The organism is Desulfuromonas soudanensis (genome assembly GCF_001278055.1).
Lineage (GTDB): Bacteria > Desulfobacterota > Desulfuromonadia > Desulfuromonadales > WTL > Deferrimonas > Deferrimonas soudanensis.
On record NZ_CP010802.1, the window covers coordinates 3,735,060 to 3,756,273 of the forward strand.

The window sequence follows — 21,214 nt, forward strand, 5'->3', positions numbered from 1 at the left end:
GGTGAGCCGTGGCAAGGAGGCGGGCAAACGGCTATACTTGGAACATCCTTTCCTCTTCCATCCTTTTCCGGACGTCGCCATGGCGGAAAAAATCCTCATTGCCCAGGCCGGGTCCTCCAGGGATTCTCCCCTGGGGACCATCCTGCGTGCCGCCGGTTTCCAGGTCCAGCTCGCCTCTGGAGTCGCCCGGGCAACCGAACTCCTCGGCGAATTTCCCGCCCTCATCCTCCTCGACGTCACCCTGGCTTCCCGGGAACCTTCCGGGAGCTGGAACGACCTCGGCCGCCGCTGCCAGAGGGAGGGGGTCCCCTGCCTGCTTTTTTCCTCCAGCGGCTGCGCCCCGGCGGCCATGAAGGATCTGGCGCCCTGGGGGACCGATACCCTTGTCGCCCTGGAGGATTACGAAGAGGTCCTCTCCAAGGTCAACAGTCAGCTCACCATCCGCCGCCTGACCTACGAAGTCAATCTCGCCCATGGCCTGCTCCTGGAGAAACAGCAGGAAATCGCCGAATACCACCGTTCGGCGGCCCTGATCCAGACCAGCCTGCTGCCGCCGCGCCTCCCGGAAATCGGCCCGCTTCATTTCGCCTGGAGGTTTCTCCCCTGCGCCCATGCCGGCGGCGACCTGTTTAACGTGGTGCACCTCGACGAACGCACGGTGATGGTCTACCTCTTCGATGTCTGCGGCCACGGAGTCTCGGCGGCCATGGTCACCGTCTCCGTCTATCAAAGCCTCTCCCTCCACACCGGACGCATCGTCAAGCGGGCCCTGGCCGCTCCCCCCTATTACCGGATCCCCTCCCCGGCGGAGGTCCTGGTCGACCTCGACCGCGAATACCCCTTCGAACGCTTCGAAAAATTCTTCACCATCGCCTACGTCCTCCTCGACACCGTCTCCGGGCAGGTGACCTACAGCTGCGCCGGCCACCCTCCCCCCCTGCTCGTTCGCGCCGACGGCGAAAGCGAGCCGCTCCTCCGCGGCGGACCGGTGATCGGCATGGGGAACATCATCCCCTTCGAGGAGGGGGAACTCGTCCTCGCCCCCGGCGACCGGCTCTTCCTCTACTCCGACGGCATCACCGAATACATGGATCCGGCCGGGGCTTTCTACGGCGAGGAGCGCCTCTTCCGCAAGCTCTCCAGCCAGCGCCGCCGCCCCCTCGATCCGGCCTGCGGACGCCTCATCGAGGATCTCTACGCCTTCGGCCGCGGCGCCGCGGTCCGGGACGACGTCACCCTTCTCGGCATCGAATTCACCGGCGCCTCCTGAATCCTGAAATCCGAATCAAGCAAAAAAGGTCTGTCAACGCAGAGGGCGCGGAGAAAACCCGCCCCTTTTCCTGATGATTTCTCTGCGCACTCTGCGACTCTGCGACTCTGCGTTGAAATCTTTGTTTTTAATGAAGAAAAGGGAGGGGTCCCGCAGGGTCGCCCTCCCTTTTTTGTATTTCCACCTTCGGGACCCTCAGAGAAAGCCGAAGCGGCGCAACGTCTCCTCCGGGGCCTGATCGAAATGAGCGAACTCCATGGTGTAGGTCCCCCGCCCCTTGGTGGCGCTGCGCAATTCGGTCATGTAGCCGAACATCTCCGCCAGGGGAATCCGGGCACGGATCGTCTCCAGGCTGCCGCGCGACGCCATCCCCTCCACCTTCCCCCGCTTCTGCTGCAGGGAGCCGAGGACCCTCCCGGCCGAATCGGTGGGGACCACCAGCTCCAGCGCCATGACCGGCTCGAGAAGCGTCGGCCCCGCCTCCCGGGCCGCCAGCGCCAGCCCCTTCTGGGCGGCGGCGCGGATCCCCGTCTCGCTGGTGAGGTTGGCCACGAAGGGGGCCTCGAGGACCTGGACCTCGATGTCGGTGAGAGGGTAGCCGGAAATCACGCCGCCCCGGCAGCCGGCGGACAGACTCTCGCGCAACGCCGCCAGAAGCTCCGCAGGGAGGGGGTTCCCCTCCTCCTCGATGCGGATCTTCACCCCCTGGCCGCGGGGGAGGGGGGAGAGGAGGAGCAGAACCTCCCCCCCCTGCATCCTGCCGTCGATCTCCCGCTGAAAGACCTCATGCCGCCGGACCGGCCGCAGCACCGTCTCCCGGTAGACGACCTGGGGACGACCGGTCTTGACCTGCACGCCGAAATCGCGGGAGAGGCGGTCGACGATCACCTCGAGGTGCAATTCTCCCATTCCGGTGAGAACCGTCTGGCCGGTTTCGCCGTCCTCCCGGACGCGAAAGGTCGGGTCTTCCCATTGCAGCTTTTCCAGGGCCGGGAGGAGTTTTTCCCGATCGTCGACCCCCCGGGGTTCGACGGCGAGGGAAACCACCGGCTCGGGGAGATTGAGCCCCGCCAGAACCCTGGGGTCCTCGGGGGAACAGAGGGTGTCTCCGGTGAGCACTTCCTTGAGGCCGGCGGCGGCAACGATGTCTCCGGCCCGGGCTTCATCGATCTGTTCGCGTTTATGGGCGTGCATCCGGAAGAGGCGGGGGACTTTTTCCTGGGTCTGGGTGCGGCCGTTGAGAACCGCCTGACCGCTGCGCAGGATACCCGAGTAAAGCCGCAGATAGGTGAGCTTGCGCCCCTCGTCGGCGACGACCTTGAAGGCCAGGGCGCAGAGCGGGGACGAAGGATCGCAGGCAAGGAGCCGGTCGGGGAGTTCCCCTCGTGGATCCCTGGCCAGAGGGGACGGAACCTCGAGGGGGGAGGGGAGAAAGAGGCCGATGGCGTCGAGAAGGGGCTGGATCCCCTTGTTGCGCAGCGCCGCGCCGAGAAAGACCGGGAAAATCCGGGCCTGACGGACCCCGCGCGCCAAAGCCTCGGTGAGGCGTTCGCCGGTCACCGGCCGCCCCTCGAGGAAATCCTCGAGAATGGTATCGTCGAAGTCGGCGGCCGCCTCCATCACCCGGGCGCGGGCGGCGTCGCAGGCCCCCTGCATTTCCCCGGGTATGGGGCTGATCTCCACCGTCGCCCCCTGGTCGGTCTCGGAATAGGAGAGCATCTGCTCCCCGAGGAGATCGACGGTTCCGGAGAAGGAACCCTCCTGGCCGACGGGGAGCTGAAGCAGCACCGCCCGGGCCTGCAGACGTTCGGCAATCTGCTCGAGAACGGCCTGGTGGTCGGCCCCGACACGGTCCATCTTGTTGATCAGGCAGAGACGGGGGAGACGGTAGCGGTCGGCCTGACGCCACACCGATTCGCTCTGCGGCTGGACCCCTTCCACGGCGCTGAAGACCGCCACGGCGCCGTCGAGGACCCGCAGCGAGCGTTCGACCTCGACGGTGAAGTCGATGTGTCCCGGGGTATCGATGAGATTGATCCACCAGGAGCGCCAGCGACAGCTGGTGCTTGTGGAGGTAATGGTGATGCCGCGCTCCTGCTCCTGGGGCATCCAGTCCATGGTCGCCAGGCCGTCATGGACCTCCCCCATGCGGTGTATCTCGCCGCAATAATAGAGGATGCGCTCGGAGACCGTGGTCTTGCCGGCGTCGATATGGGAAATGATGCCGATGTTGCGGATCGCGTCCAGGGGGGGATGGGTCATGGTGCCTCGCCGTCGGATGGTTGGCTCGTGTCCCGCTTGGTTAATCCCTTTGGGGGGACACAGGGAACTATAGCCGATCCGGAGGACGAGGCAACGGGAGGGGAGTTGTTTCAGGCGGTTGTCAGGCGTTGAACCCCTTGCGGATCTGGTAGAGGTCTTCCATGTCGAGGTTGTTGAGCTCGAAATATTCCCGCTCCAGCTCCTCGACGTAGAAGCGGTCGAGGCCGCTGTTCTCGAGGAAATCCTCCCGCAGGGCGATATCGCGACCGGCGACGATCCCCGGCAGGAGATTGTGCAGGTAGACCGCCTCCTTCTTGATATTGACCACCACGTCGCGGAAGAGGCCGTCGGGGATTTCGCCGTCGGAGAGCCCCTTGTTGCGGATCTCCTCGGCCACCTCGAGACGCAGCGCCTCCTGCTCGGCCCGGGTGTTGTAGCGGGAGTAGAAGTTGCGGATCCGCTCCTTGACGTGGGACAAAAGCATGCCGTAGAGGCGCTCCTGCTGGTTGAGTTCGCCGAGTTGCTGCAGCAGACCGGCGATCGTCAGACGCCCGTCTTCGATGGCGGTAATCCCCTTCTGCAGACAAACGACCTTTTTGCGGCCGTAGAGGCCGAGGTATTTGTTGTCCCTGATATCGTTGAAGAAGAGGGCCTCGAAGAGCTTGGGAGACAGTTCGTCGAAGGCCTTCTTGTTGCCGAGAAGGCTGCGGACAAACTCCTCGGTGAAGCGGACGTTCTCCATGAAGGCCAGCTGATTGATGTGGGCCGAGGCGCTGTCGTAACGGTCGAAGTAGGTGACGATATAGGAAAATCCCTCGAGAAGGGAGAGATCGGCGCCGTCGCGGATCTTTTCGTCGCAGGCCTTGCCGGTCTCGAGGAGGATATGCTCGAAGGTGTGATCGCGGTTCTCGGTGGCCCGGCGCTTGGCGTAAAGGAGCTTGACCATATCCTCGCTGTCGATGCTGGCGTCGATCTGCTGCTCCTGGAGAAAGAGTCCGGCAAGAATCTCCCGGGTTTCCGAGATGTAGTCCTGCTCATCCGAATCGACCAGCTTGTCGTGCTTGAGCATCTCGTCGAGGGTATAAAAAAGCGCCGAGGGGATCTTGTTGCGCACCGACAGGGTCTTGAGGCGGGTGAGACGGGCCTTTTCCTGGGTGCTGATGCTCCCCTTGCGGTTGCATTCGATGAGGAAGTTCTTGTACTCGTCGACGATCCGCCGGTTGTCGGGGTCCTTGTACATGACATCGATGCGGATCCGCTCCTGCTGGTACTTGTCGACGCCGAGGCTCTCCGCCAGGAGCTGCAGGCGGGCGAACTCGTGATCGGGAATCGACTTGTGGGCATAGTAGAGTTCGCGGAAGTTTTCCTGGTAGAGCCGGTGCTTTTTGTTGATCAGCTTGATCAGGTAAAGGGAACTCTTGTGGCCGAGAAGACCGAAGAGTTCGTCCGTGAGGTTGGCGTCGTCCCCGTCCTCCAGACAGGAAGTGCGCTTGAGAAGTTTGCCGAGGAGACGCAGGATCCCCTCCTGTTGCTCCTGGAGGGGTCCGGAAACGGAGCCGGTGAGGAAGATGAAGTAGTTGGCGACCGCATTGCCGTCGAGAAAAATCCGGTCGTAGCTCTGCACCCCTTCCGTATGGTCGGTGAACTGCAACGACCCGCCCTCCTGAAAGGTCGCCCCGTAGAGGACCAGACGGTTGCGCACGTCCCCCTTGGCCAGATCGGCCAGGGGAAGATCGACCCCGAACATGTATTCGCAAAAAGTGCCGCCGTTCCCCCGGTGGCTGATGCCGTCGCGGGAGAGGACGAACTCGTTCCCCGGAGAGAAGAAGCGCATGGTGTTGCCGGGGGTTTCGTAAAAATAGCAGCGGTAGGCGTCCCGGGCGGCGGCGGTGGCGAAATATTCAATGGTCTCGTTGACGTGGCCGTGGAGGCGGATTTCCTGATGCATAGAGGTCTTTTCCCGATTTTTACGAAACATGAAGCCCTTGCGGGCTCAGGTTCAAGGGGTGGCCGCTTTCGTTCCGAGATTCAGGGTCAATTGCTGGCCATCGCAGGCAAACTCGACCCCCGCGGGGAGAATGGCCGAATCGCGCAGGTGTTCCACCTCGTGGCTCAGATGGGTGAGCAGGGTGCGTCTGGCTCCCAGGCGTCCGGCGACCTCGAGCGCCTGGGGAATATTGAAGTGTGTCGTATGGGGCCGGAAGCGCAGGGCATCGATGACCAGAACCTCGAGTCCCTGCAGCTGGCGTTCCGTCTCCGCCGGGATGGCGCTGCAGTCGGTGAGGTAGGCAAGGGGCCCGATGCGGTAGCCGAGGCACCAAGTGCCGCCATGGCGCAGCGGCAGGGGGCGGACGGTCTCGCCGAAGAGTTGGAAGGGGGCGGCGACTTCTCGGGTGACGAGGCGCGGCCGGTACCCCGGTTCAACGTCCTCTTCGAAAATATAACCGAAATTCCGGCGGATCAGGGCGATGGTTTCCTTGGAGCCGAAGATGGGGATCGCCTCGCCGCCGGTGAGGTTGAAGGCCCGCAGATCGTCGATGCCGTGGACGTGATCGGCGTGGGTGTGGGTGTAGAGAACGGCGTCGATGGCCCGAACCCCCTCCCGCAGCATCTGCTGCCGCAGGTCGGTGGAGGTGTCCAGGAGGACGTTTTTTCCCCCCCAGGAGAGAAGAGCGCTGCACCGGGTGCGGGAATTCTCCGGCCGGGTCGAGAGGCAGACCGGGCAGGAACAGCCGATCACCGGAACCCCGGTGCTGGTCCCCGAGCCGAGAATGGTCAGGGTCAATAGCGCCTCGCTCATACCTTGAATGCACCCACCTCGTCTTCAAGGGCCGCGGTCTGCCGGGAAAGGATGGCCATGACCTGGTCGAGTTCGGCGGTGCGGGCGGCATTCCCTTCGGCGATCGCCCGGATGCTGGCCACGGCCTCGACGACCTGGGCACTGCGCTGGGTCTGCTCGCGGGTCGCCGCGTCGATGCGCTCGATCATGTTGCGCACCTGCTCCATGCTGGCGCCGATCTGATGGCTCCCCTTGGCCTGCTCCCGGGTGCTGATCTTCCCCTGGGAGGCGATTTCCCTCATCGCCTCGGCGGCGCGGGCCAACTGCCGGCTCCCTTCGGTCTGCTGTTTGACGGCGGTGGCGATCTGCCCGAGCATCGTGGCGACCTGGTTGATCGAATCGGTGATCTGCCGACTCCCCCGGGACTGCTCCTGGGTGGCGCGGACGATCCCCTGCACCTGCTCCGAGGCCTTGAGGGTACTGTTGCGGATCTTTTCCAGGGCCGCACCGGCCACCTTGGATCGCTCCACCTCCCGATTGACCCGCTCGCTGCCGGCGGTCATGGCATCGACCGCTGCGCGGGTTCCGGCCTGCAAGCCGCCGATAATCGTCCCGATCTCCCGGGTGGAAACCGCGGTGCGGTCGGCCAGCTGGCGGATTTCCACGGCCACGACGGCAAAACCCCGGCCGTGCTCCCCCGCCTGGGCGGCGATGATGGCTGCGTTGAGGGCCAGAAGGCCGGTCTGGTCGGCGACCTCGTCGATGACATTGAGAATCTTGCCGATGGCGTCCGACTGCTTCCCCAACACCTTGATGGCCTCGTTGGCCCGGTCAACGGTTTGACGCACCTCACCGATCCCCCGGATCGACTCGTCCACCGCCGCCTTCCCCTCCTCGGCGTCGCGGGCCGCTTCTTCGGAGAGACGGTTGGTGCGCTCGGCGTTTTCCTCGATCTCCTTGATGGAGGCGTCGAGCTCGATGATGGAGGAGGCGGTCACCTCGGTGGAGGAGGTAAGGATCTCGACATTTTCCGCCACCTGCTGGCTGGCGACGGACATTTCGCTGATGGAGCTGGAAACCTCGTCGACGGTCCCGAAGAGCTTTTCCATCTGGGAGGCGATCTCCTCGATCGTCGCCCCGAGTTCCAGGGTCGCCGACGAGCTCTCCTCGACGGCATGAACCAGGACGCCGGTGCTCTCGGCGATCCCGGAGACGGCGCTGTCGATCCCCTGGATGGCCCGGAAGGACTCCTCCAACGCCTGAGACTGGCGGATCGCTCCGGCATTGACCTCGTTGCTGGAGGTGCGGATTTTTTCCGTCGCCCCGACCAGATCGATCGAAACCGTCCGGGTCCGTTGCACCATCTCCCGCAGGCGAGCGACAAAGGCGTTGAAACTCTCGGCCAGGGCCCCCACCTCGTCCCGGGAGCTGACCTGGAGGATCTGGGTCAGATCCCCCTCCCCTTCGGCGATGTTTTTCAAGTTGGCGACGACCTCCGCCAGGGGGCGGGTGATCCCGCGGCTGATCACCACGCCGATCAGACCGGCGACGGTGCCGAGGACGAGGAGGAGGAGCCAGAGGAGCTGACGGGTTTTTTCCTGGGACGAGACCATCTCCGAGATATCGATGGCCAGAAGGACGCCGGCCTGCCCGCTCCCCAGGGAATTGGCGATCAGGGCAAAGGGATCCCCACCGATGGTCATGCGACGGATCTGGCGGCTCGACACGATCCCCCGCCCCATTTCCTCAAGTTCGCTGGCGCTCGATTGCAAGATGGTCAGGTCGAGGCCTTGCAGACCTTCATGGGTGGTTGCGTAGACGCCCTTCTCATCGAAGAAGGCGACCTCGGAGTGGCTGAGGGCCTTGAGCTTATTGGCGAAACCCTTGTCGAGAAAGGAGACGCCGACCAGATGGCCGATGACCTCCTGCTGAGTCGCCACCGGAGAGGCGGTGACGACTCCGAGCTGGCCGTCGAAGGTTCCCAGGGCATAGGACGACTCCCCCTCCAGACTGTCCTGGATGACCGGGTGCTCCCTGCCGGTGACTGCCGGCAGCCCTTCGGTGGTGACCGAACGGAAGATCAGCGTGCCGTCGGCCCCGAGGATCTCGACGAGATCGAACCCGTAGCTCTTCTGGGCCTCTTCGGCAATCGCCTGCAACCCTTCTGTCTCGCCGCTCAGGGTCGCATAGTAGACGGTATTGACCACCTCGGCGTTGCGGGACATGAGCTGGATATAGTTGCCGTATTCCCGCTGGGAAAGGGTCGTGGAAATCTCCACGAAATCGGCGACTCCCGCCGCCCGCTCCTCCATTTCTCGCTCGAGCTGATCGCCGGTGAGCTGCAGAACCACCAGGACGACGGCCGCCAGGGGGATGACGGAAAGACCGATCAGGGACAGAAGGATTTTCCCGCGCAACTTCAACAACCCGACCATTGCCACACCCTTGGATAACTCTAAGAGGTTCACAGAGGAGTTCCCGACCGGCGGGGGGCACTCGACTCGGCGCCGCCCGCCCTGGAACTTTGGGAAGGGTCGGCTGAGACCGGACCCCGGTGCAAAATAACACCTTTTAATAACGGGTGGCAACTATTTATACGCCTTTTTGCTCGGGAATGAAGGGGCAAGGGATCTTTCGAAAACCCCCTTCCGCCCCGTTCGTCGTTGCCCCCCGCTTCGGCACCGGTTATCCTTGAGGTGTCTTCCCGCAAGGAGAGCGGACCATGCCCCGACGCCCCGACATCCCGAGCCTTTTCGTCAGCCATTTCACCGTGGACAAAGCCGCCCCCTTCTACAGGCATCTCAATCGCCTGGAGGTCGAAATCGGCCGGGAGGACTACCGCCACCTGAAACGGGTGGAACTCCTGGACGAGACCCCCCCGGAGGAGACCTTTGCCGCGATGGAGGAGATCACCGAGCGGGTCCTCGACACCACCCAGAACAACTACAACCGGCAACTCCTCTTCCGCCGGGGGATCCGGGTCTATCTCGACGTCCCCCGCTACACCGTCTACTACCGCCTCCCCGACAGGGCCCTGCGCTTCATCCCGTTGTGGCGGCAAAAGGTTCTGCGGCAGTTCTTCGGCGCCGTCCCGACTTCGAGCTCGGATTGGATCGCCTGCGACCGTCGCCTCGAGGGATTCGAGTGCCGCTTCGAAGCCGACGGCTCGGGGGGAGTCCTCCTTCTGCGGCGCCGGGGCGGAATCGATCCCGGCACGGCGCTGTTGACCGCCACCCACGGGCCCTACGATCCCCACACTCTCGAAGTCGCCCTCTATTTTCTCCGCGCCGGCAAGGGGGATGCGGCGGCGATCAATCTCGGATTTTCCGGCCGCGAGCCCCTCACCGACGAGAATCTGGAAATTCTCAAGGGATGGGGCGTTCCCCTCAATCCCAGCAACATCGACGTCATCTACCCCTACGTTGACGGCCAGGGGCACCCCTACTGCTACAAGATGGAAGAAGGCTTCCGTCGCTATGCCGCCCTCCTCGGCCTGTCGTCCCCGCAACTGATCATCGATATCCACGGCTGCGTCGGCACCCGGACGGACGATTACCGGCTGGTGGTGGGGCTGGGCGGGTTTCCTCCCTATCCCCGCACCGACGATCTCGGCCGGATGGTTGAACGCGGCGGCGTCCTCCACCTCACCCCCCGCCCTCTCCTGCGCCGCGGTCTCGGGATCCTGCGCGATCTGTCCACAGAGATCTATCTCCAATACTGCGAAGAACCCCACAGGGGGTGCCACCTTTTTCTCCTCGGCGGACTGCAGCTCATCGGCCGCGTCATCGATCCGCGCACCGAGGTGGCCAGCCTCCTCCCCGGCGAGGAGCGCACCTTCCTCCCCTCCGACAATATCCGCTGGCTCCCCGGCGCCGGCGGCAATGCCCGACAGCGGATCGAAGCAGGAAAACTCTGCAGCGATGCCCTCTGCCTCCATGTGGAAATCCCCACCGCGATGCGGCGCCGCATCGCTCTGCGCCTGCAGGAGGCGATGATCACCGACTCCCTCGAGTCAAGTACCCTGTAGCATTTCCCGGATGAAAAAACAGGCGGGACAAAATCATTAAAACTATTGAATTTCAGAAGACTCCCTGCTAAGGTTCCTCTGCTTCAAGTCGCTGAATTCACCCGTTCGTTCGGCAGTGCTCCGCAAGGCCCCCTGCCCTTTATCATCCCGCAAGGAGGAGTCCAAACCCATGAGCAAGCGTCTCAAGTCCGTCATGATCCTTTGCCTGGCCCTTTTTCTCTTATCCGGATGCACCATGGGGATGACCCCGATTCAGGGAATGTTTTTCACCGATTTTGAAGGACCCCTGATGGTGGGAAGCGCCGCCGGCTATTCCAAGGTCGGCGTCGCCGAAGGGATGGTGATCGTCGGTGTCGGGCGCGGCGACGTCAGCATCAGCGCCGCCATGAAAAACGGCGGCATCAAGAAGATCCACCATGTCGACTATCACACCCAGAACATCATGGGCGTCTTCTCCCGGGTTCAGCTGAAGGTCTACGGCGAATAATACCGTCGCCGGAGGAACGCTCACAAAAGAGCGCCATCCCTTCTTGCGGGGATGGCGCTTTTTTGTAAGCTTTGAGGGAACAGCCTTTTTCCAGGCCCGGCGGCGATCCGCCCAGAATCGAAAAAGAAAGGCCCATTCCATGCCTGACAAGGATTCCGATGCCCTGATCCAGAAGGGGATCGCCGCCATCGAGGACGGCAACACCCTGGTCGCCCTGCTGCACTTCGAAAAAGCGGCCCGATTCGACCCCTCCCCCGTCGCCCTCTCCTACCTCGGCTACTGCATGGCCCGGGAAAACCGGCAGATGCAGAAGGCCCTGAGCCTGTGCACCAACGCGCTGCAGGCCGACCCCCACAAACCCCTCTACTATCTCAACCTCGGTCGGGTCTACCTCCTGGCCGGCGAGAAGGGGAAGGCGATCAAAACCTTCCGCAAGGGGCTCAAACAGGGGAGAAGCCCGCAGATCATCGAAGAACTCAAGGCACTCGGCCTGCGGGGGACGCCGACGATTCTCTCCCTCTCCCGCAACAACCCCCTCAACAAATACCTCGGCCTCCTGCTGGAAAGGCTCGGCCTGCGCTAAGCAACCTCCCCTCGAAATGAAGGAAGCCGGGCTCCAGGGCCCGGCCTCCTGTTTTTCTTTTTCCCACAGCTTCGTCAGTAGGGGCGGCGGCTCTTCCCCGGCTTGTACTCGCCGGCAAAGGGCGCCATTTCGATGATCAATCCCTCGACGAATTGACCCTTTTCGACAACCACCGGCGTCGGGGTTTGCCCGCCGAGGATGCCGTAAGGCTCTCCGGTGCGCGGCATATCCCAGGCGTGAATGCGGGCCGCCAGATAATAGGTCCCCCCGGAGGGGAGATAGATGGTGAAGCGCCCCTCGGCGTCGGAAAGGGTCGATCCGTAATCGGGGAGCCGCTTCAGGTCCTGATCGCTGTACGCCATGGCGAACCCCCCGGCGACGGGATTCCCCGGCCGGTCGAGGAGAATGCCGCGGATCCCCGTATCCGTTTCCCGAGCCACCACCTCTTTTTTGAAAAACATCGGCGCCTTCATCGGCACCACCTCCAGATCGACCCGGGAAATTTTCCCTTCGACGACGGTGGTGACGATGCGCTGGTGTTCGGAGTAGAAATCGCCCGGGGAAAGGGGACCGGTGGACTGGCCGCTCATGCGCTTGCGCGCCACGACGTAGTAGGTCCCGGGGGAAAGATCGAGGGAATAGTACCCCTCGGCATCGGTCGGCTGCGAGATGAACCGGGACGGGCCGAGGAGATTGGAGATGGTGTCGGAATAGATGTTGACGAAGGCCGCGGTCAGGGGCTCATCCGACCCCTTGATAAAGACCTTTCCCTGAATGCCGGTCCGGCCGTGGCCGTCGACATAGTCGTTCACCTGGACCGGACACTCCCCCACCTCGCTCCGGCCGGCGTCGCGGTGCAGGGCGCACGCCGGGAGGAGACTTAAAACCAGCAGCAGCAAAAGGACTCTCTGGGTCAATCGATACATCGTCACCTCCCGGCCATTTCAGTCCGACAGGGTCCTCATCTCCAACGGAGGTGACCCCATCCGACCCGTCATAATTTGCAAATTCTATCGGCCGACCGGCAAATGTCAACGCCGCCATTGAAAAGCCCGGCAAGGGACGCTAGACTTGAACCCTATGAGCATCCACTCCCCCCCTTCTCCCCACCAGCGCGACCCCTCGCGCCTGACCCGGCAGCGCTTCGACGCCCTGATCATCGGCGGCGGCATCAACGGTGCCGGCATCGCCCGCGACCTGGCGCTGCGCGGCGTCCGTGTCGCCCTGGTGGAAAAGGAAGATTTCGCCTCGGGAACCTCCAGCGCCTCGACCAAGCTGGTCCACGGCGGCCTCCGCTATCTCGAACGCTTCGACTTCCGGCTGGTCTTCGAGTCCTGCCGCGAGCGCCGCATCCTGCAGACCATCGCCCCTCACCTGGTGCGCCCCCTCCCCTTTTTCATCCCCGTCTACAAGGGGGACCCCCGCTCCCTCCTCACCATCCGCGCGGGGATGACCCTCTACGACCTTCTCGCCCTCTTTCGCAACACCGGCCGGCACACCATCCTCTCGGCCGACGAAACCCTCCGCAGCGAGCCGGCCCTGCAGGGCGAAGGCCTTGTCGGAGCGGCCCGCTACTGGGATTGCCGCATGGACGATGCCCGGCTCTGCCTGGAAAACATCCTGGCGGCGGCCGAAGCCGGGGCCGAGGTCTTCAACTACATGACCCTGACCTCCCTGCTGAAAAGGGGAGGAAAGGTCTGCGGAGCCCGGCTGCGCGACGGCATCGACGGCCAGGAACGGGAGGTCGAGGCGACCGTCATCATCAATGCCACCGGTCCCTGGCTCGACCGCCTCTGTGCCCTCGATGGCGACGACGCGGCGAAACTGCGCACGACCCGCGGTACCCACATCCTCGTTCCCCGTATCAATTGCGGCGACGAGGCGCTCTATCTGACCGCCGGACGGGACGACCGGCTCTTTTTCGTCATCCCCTGGGGAGAGCTCTCCCTGATCGGCACCACCGATGTCGACGACCGCCGGGATCCCGACAACCTCACCCCCACAGAGGACGACATCGCCTATCTGCTCGGGGAAGCCAAGCGCCACCTGCGCACCCCGGAACTCAAGCGCGACGACATCGTCTCCTCCTTCGCCGGACTCCGCCCCTTGGTGGCCGAAGAGGAATCGAAGGCGACGCGCACCTCCCGGGAACATCGCCTCTTCACCTCTGCCTCAGGGCTCCTTTCCGTCGGCGGCGGGAAGTACACCACCTACCGGGCGGTGGCCGAGGAGGTTTCCTCTCGGGTCATGGAGCTTCTCGGGCGCCCCCGGGGCCCCTCCCTGACCGGGAGCACCCCCCTCCCCGGCGGCGCCACCGGCGACTTCCGCCGGTACCTGGCGACCCAGGTCCCCCTCTGGAGAAGCGCCTGCGATCTCCCCCGGGAACGGCTGGAGGGGCTGGCCGACCTCTACGGATCACGAACTCCGCGGCTTCTGGCCATGGCCGATGCCGAGCCGGACCTTCTGTACCCCATCGTCGCCGGGTCCCCCCTCCTCGCCCTCCAGGTGGCCTATGCCGTCGACTTCGAAGGGGCCCGGACGCCCGAGGATATCCTCCGTCGCCGCACACCCCTGGCCCTCCTTCCGGGACGGGGTCTGGCCGAACTCCCTGCCGTCGCCGAAATCATGGCGAGCCGCCTCGGAATCGACCGGGACCGCAGGCAGGAATGGGAAAACAGCTACCGGAAGCGCTACCTTACCCCCTGAAAGGATCGTCGATGGAGATCAAGCTTCAGCACGCCTCCCCCCTCGCCCACAAGACCCCCTGCCTGGTGCTGACGGCGCTGGAGGGGAAACCCTCCACCCCGCTCCTCAAAGATTTGGATGTCCGGCTCGACGGCATCGTCGCTCGGGCCTTCAAGGACGGCGAATTCACCGGGCGCCTGGGCGAAACGCTGCTGATCCACTCGGGGAGCCGCCTGGCCCAGGAGAGGATTCTCCTCCTCGGCCTCGGCAAGGAAAAGGGTTTCGGCGCCGAGCGTCTGCGTCAGGCCGCCGGTCAGCTCGTCGGCTTCCTCCAGGGTCGAAGGCTGGGAACCTGCGCCATCGACCTGACGTCCCTTCCCCTGCGCCGGATGACCCTCGAGGCGGCGACCCAGGCGATCGCCGAAGGGCTGCAGCTGGCCGGCTACCGTTTCGACCGTCACCGCACGGAAAACGGCCGCGAGCTCCCCCCCCTGCTCGAAAGGGCGACACTTCTGGTTTCCAGCAAAGGCGATCTCCGCGCGGCCACCCCCGGGCTGAAGGTGGCGCGCTGCATCGACCGCGGCGTCACCCTGGCCCGCGACCTGGTCAACGAACCGGGCAACGTCAAATCCCCCGACTACCTCGCCCGCCAGGCCCGGGCGCTCAGCGAGGAGGTCCCCCTGCATTGCACCGTTCTCGACCGGGCGCAACTGGAAGTGGAAGGGATGGGAGCCCTCCTCGGGGTCGCCCAGGGGAGCATCCGGGAACCGCGTCTGATCGTTCTCGAGCACCGGGGAGGAAACGGCGACGCCAGGCCGATCGTTTTGATCGGCAAAGGGGTCGTCTTCGATGCCGGAGGAATTTCCCTGAAACCTGCTGAAAAAATGGACGAAATGAAGATGGACATGGCCGGGGGAGCCGCCGTCATGGGAACCTTGCTCAGCGCCGCCCTGCTCAAACTCCCGATCAACCTCATCGGGATCATCCCGGCCGTGGAAAATCTGCCGTCAGGGAGCGCCATCCGCCCCGGCGACATCCTCACCTCCCTCTCGGGACGGACCATCGAGGTGTTGAACACCGATGCCGAGGGGCGCCTGATTCTCGCCGACGCCCTGACCTACGCCCGGCGCTTCGAGCCCCGCGTCGTCATCGACCTGGCGACCTTGACCGGCGCCTGCATCATCGCCCTCGGCCACCATGCCAGCGCCATCCTGGGGAATCACAACGGACTGATCCGGAAACTGATTCAGGCCGGAGAAAGGAGCGGCGAAAGGCTCTGGCAGCTCCCCCTCTGGGAAGATTACGGCCATCAGATCAAAAGCGAGGTGGCGGACATCAAGAACACCGGCGGCCGCCCCGCCGGAACGATCACCGCGGCGGCCTTCCTGCAGAAGTTTGCCGCCGAATTCACCTGGGCCCATCTCGATATCGCCGGAACAGCCTGGGAAGAAAAGGGGCGCCCCTGCCAGCCGAAGGGCGGAACCGGCGTCGGCGTCCGTCTCCTGCTCGCCTACCTGATGCAGGGGGGATTCCCCGGAGAGGCCGATTGACGGTCCGGTGAAATTATCGCCCCATCCTTGACAGACTCAAGGCCCCTGCTAGATTTCCCCCAATGAACCGCGCAAAAGGAGGGCCCTTGCTACGGTACTGTGCCTGGTGCGGAGAATATCAGGGAGCGATCGAGGGAGAAGGGCATCAGATCCGCAAGGACGTCTGCGAGATCGACACCGCGACGATCTGCTCCCTCTGTCTGGACCTGCTCCTGAAGAAGCCTGCCGACAAATCGCGCCGCCAACCCTGACTGCTCCCAGGTCTTCGCCGGTGTCCGGGAGACCCCTCTGACCAACAATTTTCTGTGTTTTTTTTAATGGATGCGGTTGAAATTTTCGCTCCTGCCGCTAGAGTGTTCAAAGTCCGGATTTTCCCGGGAGGGCCGGAAAAATCTGCTTCTTTTGCACAGAACAGGAGAGCATGACGATGACACAGGGCACGGTAAAATGGTTCAATGACGCCAAGGGATTTGGTTTTATCGAACAGGAGGGGGGGCAGGATGTCTTCGTCCACTTCTCCGCCATCAGCATGGAGGGGTTCAAGACCCTGGCTCAGGGCGACCCCGTCGTCTTCGAAATTATCCACAGCCCCAAGGGACCCCAGGCGCAAAACGTCGCCCGCCTCTGATCAGGGAGCGCCGGGGTTCCGCTTACGAAGCGGCGGCTTCTGCCGCGAAATCTCCTTGCCAATCCCCCCGGCCCCATGGTAATAGCACGGACAGTCTTCCGTTCACACGGCGTATTGCCGGAACGATTTCGACCGTCAACCCCAGGTGCGGCCATGACCCGAAAGTCCTGACCGAAACACCTTTTTAAAACCTCCCTTACCGGAGAGCAGAGGAGCACGAAAGACGATGGCACAAGGCACTGTGAAATGGTTCAACGACGCTAAGGGATTCGGCTTCATTCAGGACGACGGCGGCACCGACGTTTTCGTCCACTTTTCCGCCATTACCAGCGAGGGATTCAAATCCCTGGCCGAGGGCGATCGCGTCGAATTCGACGTGACCCAGGGGCAGAAGGGTCCCCAGGCCTCCAACGTCCGCAAGATCTGACCGGAACAGTCGGGGAATTCCATCCATCAAAAAGCTCCGCGTCGCCGCGGAGCTTTTTTTGTCCCTCGCCCCGCCTTTCTCCAAGGGAATCCCGCCATTTATCCCGCGGCTATCGGACCGGCTTTGATCTTGACATCCCCCCCCCCGTATTGCTAACGTACGTCCTTGGTGAAATTTACGCCCCCGTCACTCCCTGCGCCAACCCGACAGGTTCGTCCTATGAAAGTGCTGGTTTCCGATAAGTTTTCCCCCGAAGGACTCAGCGTCTTCGAGGAAGCCCAAGGGATCGAACTGGATTACAGGCCCGGAATTTCCCCCGCCGAACTCCTTGAGGCGGTCTCCGATGCCGAGGCCCTGGTCGTTCGCGGCGGCACCCAGGTCACGGCCGAGGTCTTCGCCGCGGCAAAGCGCCTCAAGGTCGTGGGCCGCGCCGGAATCGGCGTCGAAAACATGGATCTGAGCGCCGCCAACAGCAAAGGGGTGGTGATCGTCACCACCCCCTTCGGCAGCACCACGACCACCGCCGAGCACACCATTGCCATGATCATGGCCCTGGCCCGGCAGATCCCCGAAGCGAGTCATTCCACCAAGAGCGGCCGCTGGGAAAAAGATCGCTTTCTCGGCGTCGAAATATCCGGCAAAACCCTCGGAGTCATCGGCGCCGGCAAGATCGGCCGGCTGGTCATCGAACGGGCCCTGGGGCTGAAGATGCGGGTCGTCGTCTATGACCCCTACCTCGCCGACGAGGTGGTCCGCCAGATGGAGGCCGAACAGGTCGACTTCGACCAGCTGCTGGAGCGCTCCGACTTTATCACTCTCCACCTCCCGCTGACCGCCGAGACCGAAGGACTGCTCAACCGCGAAGCGCTGGAGAAGGTCAAACCGTCCTGCCGCATCGTCAACTGCGCCATCGGTGGGCTGATTGACGAGGAGGCCCTGGCCGAGGCGATCTGTTCCGGACGGGTCGCCGGCGCCGCCCTCGATGTCTTCAGCAAGGAGCCTCCTGACGGGGACAACCCGCTCCTCCCCCTCGAACAGGTCATCTGCACCCCCCACCTGCGCGCCGCAACCCTCGACGCCCAGGTCAATGTCACGGTCCAGGTCGCCCACCAGATCACCGACTTTCTGCAGCGGGGGATCGTCACCAACGCCATCAACGTCCCGTCCATCAGCGCCGACCTCCTTGGGGTCATCCGCCCCTACATCGAGCTCGCCGAACGCCTCGGCTCCTTTCAGGCCCAGCTCTCGGCCCGGGGGCTGCAGAGCATCATCGTTGAATACGCCGGAATCGTCACCGATCATCCGACGGCGCCGCTGACCATGGCCCTGCTCAAGGGGCTGCTGACGCCGATGCTCGGCTCCATGGTCAACTATGTCAACGCCCCGCACCTGGCCACCGAACGGGGGCTGCGGGTCATCGAAACCCGGAGCGCCACCGCCGAGGGGTTCTCCAATATCATCCGCCTGACCGTCAACGGCGCCGAGGGACAACGCTCCGTCTGCGGCACCCTCTTCGGCCAGGATGACTACCGGATCGTCCGGGTCGACGACTACCCGGTCGAGGCGGTTCCGGAAGGAAACCTCCTCGTCCTTCACAACTACGACCGCCCCGGCGTCATCGGCTTCATCGGCAAGATCCTCGCCGACGCCAATATCAACATCGCCATGATGAACCTCTCCCGCCGCAAGATAAAAGGGCGGGCGATCTCCATGATCAACGTCGACAGCAGGATTCCCGAAGAGATCCTCGAAGCGCTGCGGAGCAATGAAAACATTCTCTCGGCGGTTCAGGTCCAGCTCTGAAACGAGGCGCCCGGCGCCGAAGGACAGCGAACCGGAATGACCAATGATGACACCTGATGCCGTATCCGAGGCCATGCTCCCCAAGGGGGTCAAGGACTTTCTGCCGAACAAGGCGGCCAAGCTCGTCTATCTGAAGCAGACCCTCAATGGAATTTTCACCCATTGGGGTTTTCGCCCCATCCTTCCGCCGTCCCTGGAATTCCTGCATGTGCTCGAGAAGGGGCTCGGGGAGGGTCTGCGGGAAAAAACCTTTCGCTTCGACGACCGCCAGAGCGGCAAACTGGTGGCCTTTCCCCCCGACATCACCCCCCAGGTGGCGCGCATCGTCGCGACCCGGATGCGGGAGATCCCCCTCCCCCTGCGCCTCTGCTACACCGGGCGGGTGCTGCGTCACGCCGAGCAGCAGGCCGGCAAGGACCGGGAGATCTTCCAGGCCGGAGTCGAGCTGATCGGACTGGACAGCCCGGAGGCCGACGCCGAGATGATTGCCATGGCCATCGAGTGTCTCAAGACCCTCGGGGCCTCGGAGTTCACCGTCGACATCGGCCAGGTCGAGTTTTTCCGCGGGGTGATGGCCGAACTCCCCCTCTCCGGGACGCGGGCCCGGGAGGTCGAAGGAGCCATCGCCCGCAAGGACAGCTCCGAACTCACCGCCCTCCTCCGCGACGTCCCCTTGAGCGACCGGGCCCGGGAGGAGGTCATGGCTCTCCCCCGCCTCTTCGGCGGCCGGGAGGTCCTCGAGCGAGCCGCAAAGGTCGTTGTCAATCCCCGCTCGAAGCGGGCCCTGGAAAACCTCCAGCGCGTCCTCGAAATCCTCCAGGTCTACGGCGTCGAAGATCACGTCACCTTCGACCTCGGCGAACTGCGCGGCCTCGACTACCACACCGGCGTCACCTTTCAGGGATTTCTCGCCGGCGTCGGCAAGGCCGTCTGCCTCGGCGGCCGCTACGACAACCTCACGGCCCGCTACGGTTATCCGGCACCGGCCACCGGGTTCGCCTTCGACCTGCAGGGGCTCCTCTTCGGCCTCGACCGGGAGCTGGACGAGGTCGCCGTCAGCCACACGGACGTGCTGATCTTCCAGGGAGGAGCCGACAAACAGCGCGCCCAGCGCATCGCCCAGGCTCTGCGCCGCCAGGGATACTCCGCCGCCCGCGACATCATCGCGCGAAACCTCGACGGTTCCCTGGACTACGCCCGGCGGATGAATTTCCGCTATCTGATGCTCGGCGATGCCGAAAACGATGAAATCCAGCTCATTCACCTTGCCGACGGCCGGCGATCGACGATCCGCTACCAGGAGATCCTCACCGGCAATTTTGCTCTTTAAGCCCGACCAGGAGAACGAAACACTATGGCTAATGTGGTAATCGTAGGAGCCCAATGGGGCGATGAAGGTAAGGGTAAGGTCGTTGACATCTACACCGAATATGCCGAGGACGTCGTCCGCTACCAGGGGGGAAACAACGCCGGGCACACCCTGGTGGTCGGCAACGAGAAGACGGTCCTGCACCTGATTCCCTCGGGGATTCTCCATGAGGGGAAACGCTGCATCATCGGCAACGGCGTCGTCCTCGACCCCAAGGTCTTCCTGCACGAGATCGAAGGGCTCAAGAAAAAGGGGTACCTTCAGGACGACAGCCAGCTGGTGGTCGACGGCAACGTTCACATCATCATGCCCTACCACAAGGCGATCGATATCGCCCGCGAAAAGCAGTCCGGAGAGCGCAAGATCGGCACCACCGGCCGCGGCATCGGCCCGACCTACGAAGACAAGATCGGTCGCCGCGGCATCCGCCTCATCGACCTGGTCAAGCCCCAGACCTTCGCCCGCAAGCTCAAGGAATTCCTCCCGGAAAAAAACTTCCTCCTCGAAAAGCTCCTCGGCGAACCGCCCATGGACGAAGCGGCGATCCTCGAGGAATACGGCGCCTACGCCCGGGAACTGGCGAAGTACCTGGGGCACGCCTCGACCCTCCTCAACCAGAGCATCGAGGCCGGACGCAACATCCTCTTCGAGGGGGCCCAGGGGAGCCTTCTCGACGTCGACCACGGGACCTATCCCTACGTCACCTCCTCCTCGACCATCGCCGGCGGCGCCTGCACCGGGACCGGCGTCGGGCCGCGCTTCATCGACGAGGTCATCGGCATCTCCAAGGCCTACGTCACCCGCGTCGGCGAAGGCCCCTTCCCCACCGAACTCGACAACGAGATGGGGGAGCATCTGCGCCAGGCCGGCCAGGAGTTCGGCGCCACCACCGGCCGCCCCCGGCGCACCGGCTGGTTCGACGCCGTGGCGCTGCGGGAAGCGGTGCGCACCAACAGCATGAGCGGTCTGGCCATCACCAAGATGGACGTCCTCAACGACCTCGAGACCATCAAGATCTGTACCGCCTACTCCTACCGCGGCGAGATGCTCGACTACTTCCCCCAGGACTTCGACGTCCTCAAGGAGTGCAAACCGGTCTACGAAGAGATGGAAGGTTGGATGACTTCCCTCGCCGGAGCCAAAACCGTCGAAGAACTCCCCGAAAAGGCGCGGATCTACCTGAAGAAGCTCGAGCAGGTCACCGGATGCCCGGTGGCTCTGGTCTCCATCGGCCCCCGCCGCGACCAGACGATTCAGGTCAGAAATCCCTTCGGCTGAAGAATCGGGTGAAGGAGTGATCCCGGGCACCTTTTTCGAAAAAACGGGTTGACTTCTGCAGAACGA

Annotated in this window: 17 protein-coding genes; 12 read left to right on the forward strand and 5 right to left on the reverse strand. The window is 63.7% G+C overall.

Annotated elements, in window-relative coordinates; genetic code table 11:
- Positions 1–79: 79 nt before the first annotated feature.
- The gene (locus DSOUD_RS16585) at positions 80–1,270 is read left to right on the forward strand and encodes a PP2C family protein-serine/threonine phosphatase (protein ID WP_157671908.1); all 1,191 of its coding nucleotides are present in this window, start codon (positions 80–82) and stop codon (positions 1,268–1,270) included.
- A gap of 195 nt (positions 1,271–1,465) precedes the next feature.
- Here the strand turns inward: DSOUD_RS16585 and fusA are convergent, their stop codons facing one another.
- The 4 genes from fusA to DSOUD_RS16605 all read right to left on the reverse strand — a co-directional run bounded on the left by fusA (position 1,466) and on the right by DSOUD_RS16605 (position 8,746).
- Positions 1,466–3,532, reverse strand: a complete 2,067-nt coding sequence (fusA, locus tag DSOUD_RS16590; RefSeq protein ID WP_053552053.1) for an elongation factor G — start codon at positions 3,530–3,532, stop codon at positions 1,466–1,468.
- Positions 3,533–3,653: 121 nt separating this feature from the next.
- Positions 3,654–5,480, reverse strand: coding sequence for a TIGR04442 family protein (locus tag DSOUD_RS16595; RefSeq protein WP_053552054.1), 1,827 nt, complete (start codon positions 5,478–5,480; stop codon positions 3,654–3,656).
- A 51-nt stretch (positions 5,481–5,531) separates the two neighbouring features.
- Positions 5,532–6,332, reverse strand: a complete 801-nt coding sequence (locus tag DSOUD_RS16600) for a GPMC system MBL fold metallohydrolase (protein WP_232426465.1) — start codon at positions 6,330–6,332, stop codon at positions 5,532–5,534.
- Entirely contained in the window at positions 6,329–8,746 is a 2,418-nt protein-coding gene (locus DSOUD_RS16605; RefSeq protein WP_053552056.1) for a methyl-accepting chemotaxis protein, read from the reverse strand. Before DSOUD_RS16605 ends, DSOUD_RS16600 begins: the two co-directional genes overlap by 4 nt.
- 287 nt (positions 8,747–9,033) lie before the next feature.
- Between DSOUD_RS16605 and DSOUD_RS16610 the strand changes: the two genes are divergently transcribed.
- From DSOUD_RS16610 to DSOUD_RS16620, 3 genes are all read left to right on the forward strand, one after another.
- On the forward strand, positions 9,034–10,338 hold the full coding sequence (locus DSOUD_RS16610) for a hypothetical protein (protein ID WP_053552057.1): 1,305 nt from the start codon (positions 9,034–9,036) through the stop codon (positions 10,336–10,338).
- Positions 10,339–10,507: 169 nt separating this feature from the next.
- Positions 10,508–10,825 (forward strand): TRL domain-containing protein, encoded by a 318-nt coding sequence (locus tag DSOUD_RS16615; RefSeq protein ID WP_053552058.1) that lies wholly within the window; start codon positions 10,508–10,510, stop codon positions 10,823–10,825.
- Positions 10,826–10,964: 139 nt separating this feature from the next.
- Entirely contained in the window at positions 10,965–11,408 is a 444-nt protein-coding gene (locus DSOUD_RS16620) for a tetratricopeptide repeat protein (RefSeq protein WP_053552059.1), read from the forward strand.
- Positions 11,409–11,482: 74 nt separating this feature from the next.
- On the opposite strand, the gene DSOUD_RS16625 is transcribed toward DSOUD_RS16620, so the two are convergent.
- A complete protein-coding gene (locus tag DSOUD_RS16625; RefSeq protein ID WP_053552060.1) occupies positions 11,483–12,334 on the reverse strand; it encodes a hypothetical protein in 852 nt (283 codons plus the stop codon).
- 154 nt (positions 12,335–12,488) lie between these two features.
- Here DSOUD_RS16625 and glpD point away from each other — a divergent pair, with 154 nt between their 5' ends.
- From glpD to DSOUD_RS16660, 8 genes are all read left to right on the forward strand, one after another.
- The gene (gene glpD / locus DSOUD_RS16630; RefSeq protein WP_053552061.1) at positions 12,489–14,114 is read left to right on the forward strand and encodes a glycerol-3-phosphate dehydrogenase; all 1,626 of its coding nucleotides are present in this window, start codon (positions 12,489–12,491) and stop codon (positions 14,112–14,114) included.
- Between the two features lie 11 nt (positions 14,115–14,125).
- Positions 14,126–15,643: a leucyl aminopeptidase gene (locus DSOUD_RS16635; RefSeq protein WP_053552062.1), complete on the forward strand. Its 1,518-nt coding sequence runs from the start codon at positions 14,126–14,128 to the stop codon at positions 15,641–15,643.
- Between the two features lie 86 nt (positions 15,644–15,729).
- Positions 15,730–15,894: a hypothetical protein gene (locus DSOUD_RS18615; RefSeq protein ID WP_157671909.1), complete on the forward strand. Its 165-nt coding sequence runs from the start codon at positions 15,730–15,732 to the stop codon at positions 15,892–15,894.
- A gap of 176 nt (positions 15,895–16,070) precedes the next feature.
- Positions 16,071–16,271 (forward strand): cold-shock protein, encoded by a 201-nt coding sequence (locus DSOUD_RS16640; RefSeq protein ID WP_053552063.1) that lies wholly within the window; start codon positions 16,071–16,073, stop codon positions 16,269–16,271.
- Positions 16,272–16,497: 226 nt separating this feature from the next.
- Positions 16,498–16,698 (forward strand): cold-shock protein, encoded by a 201-nt coding sequence (locus DSOUD_RS16645; RefSeq protein WP_053552064.1) that lies wholly within the window; start codon positions 16,498–16,500, stop codon positions 16,696–16,698.
- Between the two features lie 219 nt (positions 16,699–16,917).
- On the forward strand, positions 16,918–18,501 hold the full coding sequence (gene serA / locus DSOUD_RS16650; protein WP_053552065.1) for a phosphoglycerate dehydrogenase: 1,584 nt from the start codon (positions 16,918–16,920) through the stop codon (positions 18,499–18,501).
- A 46-nt stretch (positions 18,502–18,547) separates the two neighbouring features.
- A complete protein-coding gene (locus DSOUD_RS16655; RefSeq protein ID WP_053552437.1) occupies positions 18,548–19,831 on the forward strand; it encodes an ATP phosphoribosyltransferase regulatory subunit in 1,284 nt (427 codons plus the stop codon).
- Positions 19,832–19,855: 24 nt separating this feature from the next.
- Positions 19,856–21,148: an adenylosuccinate synthase gene (locus DSOUD_RS16660; RefSeq protein ID WP_053552066.1), complete on the forward strand. Its 1,293-nt coding sequence runs from the start codon at positions 19,856–19,858 to the stop codon at positions 21,146–21,148.
- Positions 21,149–21,214: the final 66 nt, after the last annotated feature.

What these genes read in the sequence shown, in the direction of transcription:
- DSOUD_RS16635 (WP_053552062.1), top strand. Translation starts at nt 14,126, where the DNA reads ATGGAGATCAAGCTTCAGCACGCCTCCCCCCTCGCCCACAAGACCCCC.
- DSOUD_RS16615 (WP_053552058.1), top strand. Translation starts at nt 10,508, where the DNA reads ATGAGCAAGCGTCTCAAGTCCGTCATGATCCTTTGCCTGGCCCTTTTT.
- DSOUD_RS16610 (WP_053552057.1), top strand. Translation starts at nt 9,034, where the DNA reads ATGCCCCGACGCCCCGACATCCCGAGCCTTTTCGTCAGCCATTTCACC.
- DSOUD_RS16655 (WP_053552437.1), top strand. Translation starts at nt 18,548, where the DNA reads ATGACACCTGATGCCGTATCCGAGGCCATGCTCCCCAAGGGGGTCAAG.
- DSOUD_RS16645 (WP_053552064.1), top strand. Translation starts at nt 16,498, where the DNA reads ATGGCACAAGGCACTGTGAAATGGTTCAACGACGCTAAGGGATTCGGC.
- fusA (WP_053552053.1), bottom strand. Translation starts at nt 3,532, where the DNA reads ATGACCCATCCCCCCCTGGACGCGATCCGCAACATCGGCATCATTTCC.
- glpD (WP_053552061.1), top strand. Translation starts at nt 12,489, where the DNA reads ATGAGCATCCACTCCCCCCCTTCTCCCCACCAGCGCGACCCCTCGCGC.
- DSOUD_RS16625 (WP_053552060.1), bottom strand. Translation starts at nt 12,334, where the DNA reads ATGTATCGATTGACCCAGAGAGTCCTTTTGCTGCTGCTGGTTTTAAGT.
- DSOUD_RS16660 (WP_053552066.1), top strand. Translation starts at nt 19,856, where the DNA reads ATGGCTAATGTGGTAATCGTAGGAGCCCAATGGGGCGATGAAGGTAAG.
- DSOUD_RS16600 (WP_232426465.1), bottom strand. Translation starts at nt 6,332, where the DNA reads ATGAGCGAGGCGCTATTGACCCTGACCATTCTCGGCTCGGGGACCAGC.
- DSOUD_RS16585 (WP_157671908.1), top strand. Translation starts at nt 80, where the DNA reads ATGGCGGAAAAAATCCTCATTGCCCAGGCCGGGTCCTCCAGGGATTCT.
- DSOUD_RS16605 (WP_053552056.1), bottom strand. Translation starts at nt 8,746, where the DNA reads ATGGTCGGGTTGTTGAAGTTGCGCGGGAAAATCCTTCTGTCCCTGATC.
- DSOUD_RS16640 (WP_053552063.1), top strand. Translation starts at nt 16,071, where the DNA reads ATGACACAGGGCACGGTAAAATGGTTCAATGACGCCAAGGGATTTGGT.
- DSOUD_RS16620 (WP_053552059.1), top strand. Translation starts at nt 10,965, where the DNA reads ATGCCTGACAAGGATTCCGATGCCCTGATCCAGAAGGGGATCGCCGCC.
- DSOUD_RS16595 (WP_053552054.1), bottom strand. Translation starts at nt 5,480, where the DNA reads ATGCATCAGGAAATCCGCCTCCACGGCCACGTCAACGAGACCATTGAA.
- serA (WP_053552065.1), top strand. Translation starts at nt 16,918, where the DNA reads ATGAAAGTGCTGGTTTCCGATAAGTTTTCCCCCGAAGGACTCAGCGTC.